Origin of the sequence: Propionivibrio sp., assembly GCF_029255185.1 — a bacterium.
GTDB lineage: Bacteria > Pseudomonadota > Gammaproteobacteria > Burkholderiales > Rhodocyclaceae > Propionivibrio.
On record NZ_JAPUVO010000130.1, the window covers coordinates 55,232 to 66,494 of the forward strand.

At 58.1% G+C, this 11,263-nt stretch carries 11 protein-coding genes and 1 tRNA gene; 6 read left to right on the forward strand and 6 right to left on the reverse strand.

The genetic code is table 11. The features are described from left to right. Nucleotides 1-12: 12 nt before the first annotated feature. From kdpA to Q1J43_RS13655, 3 genes are all read right to left on the reverse strand, one after another. Entirely contained in the window at nucleotides 13-1,791 is a 1,779-nt protein-coding gene (gene kdpA, locus Q1J43_RS13645; protein WP_301103053.1) for a potassium-transporting ATPase subunit KdpA, read from the reverse strand. Then, the gene (kdpF, locus tag Q1J43_RS13650; protein ID WP_301103054.1) at nucleotides 1,788-1,880 is read right to left on the reverse strand and encodes a K(+)-transporting ATPase subunit F; all 93 of its coding nucleotides are present in this window, start codon (nucleotides 1,878-1,880) and stop codon (nucleotides 1,788-1,790) included. The genes kdpA and kdpF overlap by 4 nt, the downstream gene beginning before the upstream one ends. A gap of 259 nt (nucleotides 1,881-2,139) precedes the next feature. Next, nucleotides 2,140-4,338, reverse strand: a complete 2,199-nt coding sequence (locus Q1J43_RS13655) for a UvrD-helicase domain-containing protein (RefSeq protein WP_301103055.1) — start codon at nucleotides 4,336-4,338, stop codon at nucleotides 2,140-2,142. Nucleotides 4,339-4,571: 233 nt separating this feature from the next. Here Q1J43_RS13655 and Q1J43_RS13660 point away from each other — a divergent pair, with 233 nt between their 5' ends. After that, complete coding sequence (locus Q1J43_RS13660) at nucleotides 4,572-4,928, forward strand: hypothetical protein (RefSeq protein ID WP_301103056.1); 357 nt, start codon at nucleotides 4,572-4,574, stop codon at nucleotides 4,926-4,928. Between the two features lie 32 nt (nucleotides 4,929-4,960). On the opposite strand, the gene Q1J43_RS13665 is transcribed toward Q1J43_RS13660, so the two are convergent. Further along, a complete protein-coding gene (locus Q1J43_RS13665) occupies nucleotides 4,961-5,857 on the reverse strand; it encodes an SPOR domain-containing protein (protein WP_301103057.1) in 897 nt (298 codons plus the stop codon). A 120-nt stretch (nucleotides 5,858-5,977) separates the two neighbouring features. Between Q1J43_RS13665 and fbaA the strand changes: the two genes are divergently transcribed. After that, the gene (gene fbaA, locus Q1J43_RS13670; protein ID WP_301103058.1) at nucleotides 5,978-7,051 is read left to right on the forward strand and encodes a class II fructose-bisphosphate aldolase; all 1,074 of its coding nucleotides are present in this window, start codon (nucleotides 5,978-5,980) and stop codon (nucleotides 7,049-7,051) included. Nucleotides 7,052-7,086: 35 nt separating this feature from the next. On the opposite strand, the gene Q1J43_RS13675 is transcribed toward fbaA, so the two are convergent. Next, a complete protein-coding gene (locus Q1J43_RS13675; protein WP_301103059.1) occupies nucleotides 7,087-7,449 on the reverse strand; it encodes a hypothetical protein in 363 nt (120 codons plus the stop codon). An 82-nt stretch (nucleotides 7,450-7,531) separates the two neighbouring features. Here Q1J43_RS13675 and Q1J43_RS13680 point away from each other — a divergent pair, with 82 nt between their 5' ends. Both Q1J43_RS13680 and Q1J43_RS13685 read left to right on the forward strand, forming a co-directional pair. After that, nucleotides 7,532-8,692, forward strand: a complete 1,161-nt coding sequence (locus Q1J43_RS13680) for a UbiH/UbiF family hydroxylase (RefSeq protein ID WP_301103060.1) — start codon at nucleotides 7,532-7,534, stop codon at nucleotides 8,690-8,692. A 24-nt stretch (nucleotides 8,693-8,716) separates the two neighbouring features. Then, a complete protein-coding gene (locus Q1J43_RS13685; RefSeq protein ID WP_301103061.1) occupies nucleotides 8,717-9,424 on the forward strand; it encodes a DsbC family protein in 708 nt (235 codons plus the stop codon). 66 nt (nucleotides 9,425-9,490) lie between these two features. On the opposite strand, the gene Q1J43_RS13690 is transcribed toward Q1J43_RS13685, so the two are convergent. Continuing rightward, nucleotides 9,491-9,772, reverse strand: a complete 282-nt coding sequence (locus tag Q1J43_RS13690; protein WP_301103062.1) for a hypothetical protein — start codon at nucleotides 9,770-9,772, stop codon at nucleotides 9,491-9,493. A gap of 78 nt (nucleotides 9,773-9,850) precedes the next feature. On the opposite strand from Q1J43_RS13690, the gene Q1J43_RS13695 reads away from it, so the two are divergent. Both Q1J43_RS13695 and Q1J43_RS13700 read left to right on the forward strand, forming a co-directional pair. Then, nucleotides 9,851-9,938 (forward strand) — tRNA-Ser (locus Q1J43_RS13695). A 161-nt stretch (nucleotides 9,939-10,099) separates the two neighbouring features. Beyond that, nucleotides 10,100-11,209, forward strand: a complete 1,110-nt coding sequence (locus Q1J43_RS13700; RefSeq protein ID WP_301103063.1) for a diguanylate cyclase — start codon at nucleotides 10,100-10,102, stop codon at nucleotides 11,207-11,209. The last annotated feature ends 54 nt before the right edge of the window (nucleotides 11,210-11,263 follow it).

Below are 11,263 nucleotides of genomic sequence, written 5' to 3' on the forward strand. Positions count from 1 at the left end.
TTCTCCCCTAGCTTAATGACCGACCCAGAGCACAAGGTGCTCGATGACGGGGCCAAGGGCCAACGCCGGGACGTAATTCAGGAGGCCGACCAGCAGCACGGTGCCAATCAGCAGCGTGACAAATAGCGGACCATGGGTTGGCAGCGTGCCGGGACCAACGGCAATACGTTTCTTGGCGGCCAGCGAACCGGCAATCGCCAGTACCGGCACGATCACGCCAAAGCGGCCGAACCATACGGCGATGCCCAGCATGATGTTGTAGAAGGGCGTATTGGCGGACAGCCCGGCGAAAGCGCTGCCGTTGTTGTTGGCGGCCGAGGTGAAGGCATAGAGGATTTCCGAGAAACCGTGGGCGCCCGGGTTGGCGATGCCCGCCTTGCCATCGACGGCCATGACCGCGATGGCCGTGCCGACGAGAACCAGCAACGGTGTGACCAGGATGGCGATCGACGTCATCTTCATCTCGTAGGCTTCGATCTTCTTGCCCAGGTATTCCGGCGTGCGGCCGATCATCAGGCCAGCAATGAAGACGGCCATGATGGCGAAAACGAGCATGCCGTAGAGGCCAGAACCGACACCGCCGAAGACCACTTCGCCCAGTTGCATGTCGATCAGCGGCACCAGACCGCCGAGCGGCGTGAAAGAATCATGCATGGCATTGACCGCACCGCAGGAAGCTAGCGTGGTAATGGTCGCAAACAGGCCAGAATCGGCGATGCCGAAGCGGGTTTCCTTACCTTCCATGTTGCCGGCCGCCGGATCGACACCCAACTGGGTCAATAACGGATTGGCCTGCTGCTCGAAATGCATGGCGGCATAGGCCAGGACGACGAACATCAAGGTCATCGCGGCAAGCACCGCCCAGCCTTGGCGCGCATCACCGACCATACGGCCGAAGGTGAAGCAGAGCGCCGCTGGCATCAGGAAGATCGACAGCATCTGGATAAAGTTGGAGAGCGGTGTCGGGTTTTCATAAGGATGTGCCGAGTTGGCGTTCATGAAGCCGCCACCATTGGTGCCCAGCATCTTGATTGCTTCCTGTGAGGCCACCGGGCCCATGGCCAGCGTCTGGGTCGGTGTTTCAGCTGGCTCGGTGATGGCAACGCCCTTGTCGTCCTTGAGCGGCTGACCGGCGGCATCAACCTTTGGGTTGTCATACTTGGTGACTTCCAGTGTCGTCACATCCTTGTAGGCGTCGAAATTCTGGATGACGCCCTGGCCGGTTAGGAAGACCGCATAGACGATGGAAATCGGCAGCAGCACATGCAGCGTGATGCGGGTCAGATCAACCCAGGCGTTGCCGACTGTCTTGGCGCTATGTCGCGCAAAGCCGCGGATCAGGGCGATAACGACGACGATGCCGGTAGCCGCCGAGAAAAAATTCTGTACCGTCAGGCCCAGCAGCTGGGTCAGGTAGCTCATCGTGGCTTCACCAGCGTAGCCTTGCCAGTTGGTGTTGGTGACAAAACTGACGGCAGTGTTGAAGGCGGAGTCCGGGCTGATATTGGGAAAAGCCTGCGGATTGAGCGGCAATGAGAACTGCAGACGTTGCAGGGCATAGACCACAAAAACGCCTAGGGCGTTGAACGACAAGATAGCGAAGGCGTATTTCAGCCAGCCCATTTCCTCGTCCTGGCGAATGCCACACAGTCGATAGACCGGGCTTTCTATTTTGCCAGCCAGACGGAAGCGGCCTTCCATAACATTTGCGATGTAAGTCCCCAAGGGCTTGACGGTCAGCAACAGGACAGTAAGAAAAATTCCGATCAGAATCCAGGCATGGTTGCTCATGAGAGGTCCTCCGGATTAAGCAGTGCTGCGATCAGATAGATCAGCAGGCCGGCAGCAACGGCGCCACTGAGAACAAAAAGCCAGGTCATTTGGCACCTCCCAGCCGGGCACAGCCGGTGGCGAGGGCGAGCATCAGGGTAAAGAACAGACCGATGCCGGCAAGATAAACGAAATCCATGAGTACTCTCCGTGTTGGTTATTGCGACGGAGTCATACTATGAAAATCGTTATTAAAATTTTCGAGAAATATGGGGGGAGGAATATAAAAAAACGGTAAAAATTAGCTTCGCATCAACGAAAATGACGGAAGTGGATGCAGGCGGTGTCAGCTGCACGGCAGCTTGGTCATCACGCCGGTGTCAGTTTTGCGTATTCGAGCGCCAGCCATTTCATACCCTGTGCGCCGAAATTGACCTGGACGCGTGCATCGTTCCCGCGCCCTTCAGCGGAAACAATTACGCCCAGACCAAACTTTGCGTGCTCTACATTTTGCCCGATGCGCAAGACGTTGGTCGGGGATTGTTCGGCGGCCATCAGCGCTTTTGCCACACGTGACGGCGCGCGCTCCGTATACGCTGGCGCTCGATTGATCTTGCGCAACAGTTCCCCGGGCAGTTCTTCGAGAAACAGCGAGGGCAGGCAATAGCGCATCTGCCCATGCAGCATGCGCGTCTGCGCGTGCGAAAGGTAGAGCCGCCGCCGGGCACGAGTGATGGCCACGTACATCAGCCGCCGCTCCTCCTCCAGGCCATCGCGCTCCTGTGCGGCGTTGTCGTGCGGGAATAACCCCCGCTCCAGCCCGGTGATGAACACCACGTCGAACTCCAGCCCCTTGGCCGCATGAACGGTCATCAACTGCACCGCCTCCTGCCCCTCACCGGCCTGATGCTCACCGGCTTCGAGCGCGGCATGGGCGAGAAAGGAGGCGAGTGGACTGGCCTCGGCCGGGTTAGCCTGGGTATCGGACTCTTCCTGCAGGAAGTTGGTCGCCGCATTGATCAGTTCGTCGAGATTTTCCAGCCGCTCACGGCCCTCCTTCTCGCCGAGGTAGTGCTGGCGCAGACCGCTTTTCTCGATCAGGTGATCAATCACCTCGGGCAAAGGCAGTTTCTCCGTCTCGGCACGCAGGGTTTCGATCAACCGGATGAAGCTGCCGACCGATGCTCCGGCCTTGCCAGCGAGGCTCGCCGCCGCATTGTAGAGGCTGGAATTGGCACGGTGCGCGGCCTCCTGCAAGGCTTCCAGACTGCGACTGCCGATGCCGCGCGTCGGGAAATTGACTACCCGAGCAAAGGCGGTATCGTCGTCCTGATTGCCGATCAGACGTAGATAAGCCAGCGCATGCTTGATCTCCTGACGATCGAAAAAGCGCAGCCCACCATAGACGCGGTAGGCCACGCCAGCGGTGAACAATTGATGTTCCAGAACGCGCGACTGGGCATTGGAGCGGTAAAGCAGGGCAATCTGCGTGTGCGGGAAGCCGTCGCGCACCAGTTCGCGCACTTCATCGACGACAAAACGTGCTTCGTCGACGTCCGAGAAGGCCTCGAAGACGCGGATAGCCTCACCAGCGCCGGCATCGGTCCACAGGCTCTTGCCCAGGCGACCGCGGTTGTTCTTGATCAACGCATTGGCCGCATCAAGGATGTTGCCGTGCGAACGGTAGTTCTGTTCGAGGCGGATCACGTTGGCGACCGCGAACTCGCGTTCAAGATCGCGCATATTGCCGACCTCGGCGCCGCGAAAGGCATAAATCGATTGGTCATCGTCGCCAACGGCAAACAGGCAGGCGCCATCTGGCCTTATCTCACCAGGCTCGGTCGCAGAACGCTTCTGCGCATGCCCGGCCAGCAGTTTCAACCACGCATACTGCAGGCGATTGGTATCCTGAAACTCGTCGACGAGAATATGCCGGAAGCGCTCCTGATAATGCCGGCACAGCGGCTCGTTACGTGATAGCAGCTCGTAGGAGCGCAGCAGCAGTTCGGCAAAGTCGACCACACCCTCGCGCTGGCACTGGGCGTCGTACTCGGCGTAAAGCTCGACGCGGCGCCGGGTGTACTCGTCGTAAGCCTCGGCCAGCGGGGCGCGGATACCCTGGTCCTTGTGTGCGTTGATAAAGCCGGCAAGTTCACGCGGCGGAAACTTGTCGTCATCAACGTCGAGGCGCTTTAGCAAACGCCTGATCGCCGAGAGCTGGTCGGTCGAATCAAGAATCTGGAATAGTGCCGGCAGGCCGGCCTCGCGGTAATGCGCGCGCAGCAGCCGGTTACATAGCCCGTGGAAAGTGCCGATCCACATACCACGCGTGTTGATCGGCAGCAGCGCGGAAAGACGCGCCAGCATTTCCTTGGCCGCCTTGTTGGTGAAAGTCACGGCGAGAATACCGTGTGGCCCGACCTGCCCGGTCGAAATCAGCCAGGCGATACGGGTCGTAAGCACTCGCGTCTTGCCACTGCCCGCCCCGGCAAGGATCAGAGAATGTTGCGGAGGCAGCGTGACGGCAGCCAGTTGGGGTGGATTGAGATTGGCGAGCAGATCGGACATGGAATGGAGGCTGAATGGAGGCGTCATGTAAGCAGCGCCGATTATACCGGTCGCGACGATGCGCGAATGTTGCAATTGCACTACGCAGGCGCCTCCTTGTTAGTAAACTTAGGTGAAAGAGCCTAATGCCAAGTACAAAAACGAACTATACTAATGCTGCGCTGCAACAATAAAGGCTTGCAAGACCTGATTTCCCAGTGCCCGGCAACGGCCGGAACACAAGGAGAAACACCATGAAAGCACCGAAAATCCTACCGTGGATCGCCAGCAAAGCCGGCATCAGCGAAGAACTTGCACTCAATCTGTGGCGCCGTGCCGCCAGCGAAGCCGAAGCACTGACCGCGTGCTGCACCCGCTCGGACTATTACCGTCTGACCGTTGAGCACTTCATTGACCTGGCAGAAGAAGAAAGCGAGAAGTACGCCAATAGCGACCCGCTGACCGGCACGTTAAGCATCCCACGCTTTAACTGGATGCGGCGCTACCAGGAGCGGATTTGGCTGGGTAATCTGCTCTCGGCACAAAACACTTACCGCTTGTGGCTCACCAGCTGGACCAGCATGATCACAGGCCATAAACAATCAGCCTGAAGGCAGCTTGCCGGAACGAGGGCCGTCCCTGCTCAATGCCTGATGACAACGGGAGTGCTTAACGCCAGCGACAGCCTGAGCTTTTCCGCCAGCGCATGGGCCTCCGCTGGCGACGGTAACTGGGTAACCCGAACCGAGTAACGATAGCCGCCTTCCGCACGGCGCGGCTTGATGCTGACGGAATAACCGGTGGCACGAGCCCGGTCATAGAGGGCTAGCGCATTGGACTCGCCATCAACCGCCGCCAGTTCAACCATCCATTGACCGCCACGTCGGGCATAGCCACTCCCCTGCTGAATCTCAGTCTGTGCCGCCCACTCGTTGATCTGTTCAAGATCGACACGGGACACCGGATCGGGCGCGGCCCCTTTGGGAGCCACATAGAAGCTTAGGGGTTCGCTCATCTCGCGAACCTCGTCCAACGGATGAAAAACGGAAATCCGTCCTTCGAGCAGGCAGAGCAGATCGCGTTCGTTATCCGACTTGCCCCACAAGTCGGTGCCGCGGATACCTGCGGTAATTGTCGCAATACGAACGTTGACTGCCCGTTGCTCACGTTGCGTAGAGAACACGCCGGTGGTGAACCGGAAGGCGCCCCTGGCCACATCCAGCGCCGCAGTGAACACCCGGTTCTCGCGCCGTCCCAACGCATTGAGATCGAGCTGAGCATTTTCGCCGAGCTTGACCGCGCTTCCCTCAGCTAAGCGGATGAGCACCCGTGCCCCAGTTCCGGTCAGCACCCGATCGCGGTTGCGCAGCGCCTTCCCTGGCTCGAGCGGTTGCCGAATTCCGTTGCGCTCAACCCAGGCTGGCATCTGCACACTATCGACAACAGCAAAGTCACCAACAACGGCCAGAGCCCTCTGCGCCGTAAGGCTGTAGAGCAGCAAGCCGGTAGCGAGAAGAAAATGCGGTGCGAGCTTCTTCATGAAACAACCTTTCTCGGGGTGGCAAACGCGATTCTAACAGGCTGCGCTAGCAAATTGACCCGAAATACGCAGACATAGTAGGATGGACTCCCTTGATCAACCGTTATCGGAACCGAAACCATGAATGCTCTACAGATAAAGCCGGGTGTTGTCTCCGGCGATGATTTGCAAGCCCTATTCGCACTGGCCAAGACCAAAGGTTTCGCTCTTCCAGCCATTAACGTTATCAACACCAGCACGGTCAACGCTGTCATGGAAACGGCAGCAGAACTCAAGTCGCCGGCGATTCTCCAGTTCTCCAATGGCGGCGCCCAATTTTATGCCGGCAAGGGGCTGAAGAACGAAGCCCAGAGCGCTTGTATCGCTGGTGCTGTTTCAGGCGCCAACCATGTGCACGCTCTCGCCGAAATGTACGGTGCAAGCGTCGTTCTGCACACCGACCATGCCGCCAAGAAGCTTTTACCCTGGATTGATGGCCTGCTAGATGCCGGCGAAAAGTTCTACCAGGCCAACGGCAAACCGCTGTTTAGCTCGCACATGCTCGATCTGTCGGAAGAGCCGCTGGAAGAGAACATCGAAATCTGCGCGCGCTACCTTGAGCGCATGAGCAAGATCGGCATGACCCTCGAAATCGAACTCGGTGTGACCGGCGGCGAAGAAGACGGCGTCGACAACAACGATGTTGACAGCGCCAAGCTCTATACCCAGCCTGAAGACGTGTCTTACGCCTACGAGCACCTGTCCAGGATCAGCAATCGATTCACCATCGCCGCCTCGTTCGGCAATGTGCACGGCGTCTACAAACCGGGTAACGTCAAGCTGCAACCGGTGATTCTGAAGAACTCCCAGGAATACATCCAGAAAAAGTTCAGCACCCAGGCTCGGCCAATCGACTTCGTATTCCACGGCGGCTCAGGCTCCTCACTCGCAGAAATCCGCGAAGCGATCTCCTATGGCGTAATCAAGATGAATATTGACACCGATACGCAGTGGGCCTTTTGGGATGGCGTCAAAAACTACTACAAGAAGAACGAAGCCTACCTCCAGGGCCAGATCGGCAACCCGGAAGGCGACGACAAACCGAACAAGAAATACTACGACCCGCGCGCTTTTCTGCGGGCCGGCGAAGAGGCTTTCAAAGCCCGCCTCAAGCAAGCCTTCGCCGACCTCAACAACGTCGGCACTCTGGTTTGATCAGCACCGCGCAGCGCAGGAAAACCGGCTCAGCATTAAGCCGGTTTTTTTTCGCCTGCGGCCAGGACTAATGCCCCGATATACCCGCGCCGACCACGCTTGAGCAGTTTCTTAAGCTGCCGCTCAGCCTCGTGTCGTGTTAAACAAACGTGGTCGAGAAAGGCATTGCACGCGGCCCAGCGCCCTTCCGGCGTACGCAGCACAGCCACGCTGCGACCACCATCGACGCTGGCCACGACGCACTCGAATTCGTCATTGCGCCACGCGGCAGCAAGCAGATTCATGGCCTCGTCACGCGGCACGCAAAGGGCAAGCAGTGCATCAATCGGCGAGTCGCACTCAACGCAAAGGATGGCCGGGAAGTAACTGATTGATTCGGAATGCTCACATGAATTCATGGAAGAAGCTTCTAACACGCGCCGCCACGCTTGTAAAACGACAGCGCGACAGGGCACAATCGCGGCTTACCGGAGGCATTGAATGCAGTTTGATGTAGTCATCGTGGGTGGTGGGCTGGCTGGACTCTCGCTGGCTTGTGCCCTGCGCGATACGCGCCTGAAAATTGCCTTGGTCGAAAGTCGTGCGCCGGTGCCAGCGACGGGGTGGGATGCGCGCGTCTATGCCATCAGCCCAGCCAATGCCGATTTTCTCCGGCAAATTGGCGCGTGGAAACATCTGGATGCCGAACGCATAACGCCGATCAAGGCCATGAAAATCCTCGGCGACGGCGGCGCACGACTCGACTTTTCCGCCTATGAGACGGGCGTCCCGGAACTTGGCTGGATTCTTGAATCGTCACTTATGGCCGGCGAACTATGGGAAAGCGTCAAACGGCAAGGCAACCTCACCTTGCTTTGCCCGGCTGCACCGCACGCCATTAACATCACAGAGGCCGCCACCCTGCTAACGCTCGACACTGGTCAAACGCTGTCGACACGCTTGCTGGTCGGCGCGGACGGCCGCGACTCCTGGATCCGTGAGGCCGCCGGCCTGCCGGCGATCAATACTCCCTACGATGAAATGGGGCTGGTCGCCAACTTTGAATGCGAACGGCCGCATCGCGGCATCGCTCGCCAGTGGTTTCGCGACGACGGCGTCCTGGCCTGGCTACCGCTGCCCGGACAGCGCATCTCGATCGTCTGGTCGACACCCGATACCAACGCGCAAGCGCTACTGACGCTTCCGGCAGAGGCGTTTGGCGCCCGCGTTGCTGCGGCTGGCAACGACGAACTGGGCAAGCTCAGACTGATTACGCCGGCTAACGCCTTCCCACTGCGTCTGATGCGCGTTCCACGCACCATTGCGCCACGACTGGCGCTAATCGGTGACGCCGCACACGGGATTCACCCCCTGTCCGGGCACGGCATCAACCTCGGCTATCAGGACGCCAGAGCGCTGGCTGAGCTGCTGGCTGCCACGCCGGAGTGGCAGGACATCGGCAGCGCGCGTCTGCTGCGTCGCTACCAGCGCGCCCGGCGCGAAGAAACGCTCCTCATGCAGTACACAACCCATACACTGCGCCGGCTATTTCGTGAGAAACTACCCGGTCTGAGACCCTTGCGCAATATCGGAATGAGCCTTACCAATGCCTTGCCAGTCCTGAAGAACTCGCTTGTACGCTACGCGCTCGGCGCCTTTTAACCCCTGTTCAAACGGAGAAACTCCATGCTCAACAAACTGCTGCCGTTCGCTCTGGCTGCCATCCTCAGCCTGACCGCCCTGGCCGACGAAGCCAGCGTCAAAAAAGCGGTTGAAGCCAAACTGGGGACCAAGGTTAGCAGCGTTGCCAAAAGCCCCTATCTCGGACTTTACGAAATTTACGCCGATGGGCAGATCCTTTACACCGACGAGAAACTCAATGCCATCATTGCCGGCACCTTGATCGACGGCAAGACGATGAAAAACGTAACCGCCGAACGCATGCAGAAACTCTCGGCGATCAAGTTTTCCGACTTGCCGCTCGAACTCGCCGTCAAGCAGGTGCGCGGTGACGGCAAGCGCGTTCTCGCCAGCTTCGAAGATCCGAACTGCGGCTACTGCAAGAAACTGGCGAAAGATATCGCCAAGCTTGACAACGTAACCCTCTACACCTTCCTCTACCCGATTCTTTCGTCCGACTCGCTCGACAAGTCGAACCAGGTCTGGTGCTCATCAGACAAGGCCAAGGCCTGGAATGAGTGGATGCAGGAAGGCAAGGCACTGACCGGCAAGGGCGACTGTGACACCAGCGCAGTCCAAAAAACAGTCGAATTAGGCCGCAAACTGGCGATCACCGGCACCCCGACCCTTTTCTTCATCGATGGCGATCGCGTCCCTGGCGCCGTACCAATAACTCAGATTGAAAAAAAACTGGAGCAAACGCCGAGCAAGTAAGCGGCAACTGCGAGCACAAACGGGACAGGGCGCCATAGCGCCCTGTCCCGTTTTACACTTCCACCCCTATGGCAACTTCGGCTCGTTGCTCAGCGCTTTTTCCGTAATTTCGTGATACAGATTCATCATCCGCGCCGCCAGCGCCTGGTACTCAGGATGGCGCGTCAAAAAAGGCCTCAATTCATTGGTATCGGCGAATACCCGGTCCAGAAAATCGATATCAAAATCATCCAGCACCCCACCCTGATCGACTTTTTCCTTGAGATCAATGGCCCTCGGCAGTCGCTGCGTTTCTATACGTTCAACAATAGCCGCCGCCACCCCAGCCTCTTGTGACTCATTAACCATGCTCACTCCTATCGTTCGGGCGAAAAAGGATGATAAAACGCACCTCTTGGCCAACTTGTGATAGCATGCCGCCCCGATGGAGAGGTGGCAGAGTGGTCGATTGTACCTGACTCGAAATCAGGCGTACTGCAAGGTACCGTGGGTTCGAATCCCACCCTCTCCGCCAGATGAATAATGGAAGCCCGCACTGCCACAAGCTTTGCGGGTTTTTCATTTCTTCCTGCCTATAATTGTAGTGTCGGTAGTATGGATATTCCTAAGAACCTATGTCATCATCCAACCACGTCGTAGCTTGCAAACCTCTTGGCTAGTAAGAGATCGTTCCCGATGATGAAATATCAAGAAACCGTCAATCAGAGCGCCGAATACCTGAGGCTGTCTCTACCCTTGATGTCACGACAGGCGGCGGCACTGCATCCGATCAGTTATGCCGTCTGGTATGAATACGTGGCGGGAATCAATAAACCGCTCCAAGCGGCCATCGATACACTCACCAAAAACGGCGCGCAACTCGATGAAACCATCACCGCCGACCTTTTCCAGAAATACATCGCCGAACTCGATGCGCAGACGGCGCAGCGTCTGGCGGACGGATTCCAGAAAGCTCTGAACGACATAGCGCAGTCTGCCGCACATGCCGAAGATCATGCTGATCAATTCGGCAACGAGCTGGTGCAATGTAGCGAAGATCTTGGAAACGTAGAATCGGACTCCGGCACAATCAAGGTGATCGACAAGCTGTTGTTCGGTATTCACGAAATGCAGGGCGCCATCACTACTCTGAAGGGGCGCCTCGACGACAGTCAGAGCGAAATCGAGAAGCTTCGGCAGGAAGTTGATCGGGCACGCGAGGAGGCGCTCGCCGACGGCCTGACTGGACTGGTCAATCGTCGGGGATTTGATCTGGCCCTGGCCGCCTGTTTGTCTACGGTGGAATCGGGCGAGCAAGGCCCCAGCCTGCTGATCGCCGACATTGATCATTTCAAGCAAGTCAATGATAACTACGGGCATCTCTTTGGTGACAAGGTGCTGTGCAGCGTGGCGAAAATCCTGCAAGCGAACATTAAGGGCAAGGATACGGCGGCCCGCTATGGCGGCGAGGAGTTCGTTGTCCTGCTGCCCGAGACGACAATTGAAGGCGCACACGCGCTGGCCGAAAAAATCCGCTCGACGATTGAAAGAAGCCGGATTCGACGCGCCAACAACGGTCAAGAAATAGCTCAGATCACGATATCGCTAGGTGTGGCCAGTTATTGTTTCGGCGAAACCGCCGGCGCCTTTGTTGAACGTGTGGACAACGCCCTGTACGTCTCGAAGAACCAGGGACGCAACCGCGTCACCCTGGCCCCGGCCGGGCCACAGCGCAAACCGGCGAAGGCTGCTACGGAAGATCTTATGCCCGAGCGTGGCTCTGTCGAGACTGTTCAACCCCTGTAATCCTGAGCGCCGAAACTGCGCGAGCCGCCCGACGCGTCCGACGGGTATCACCTT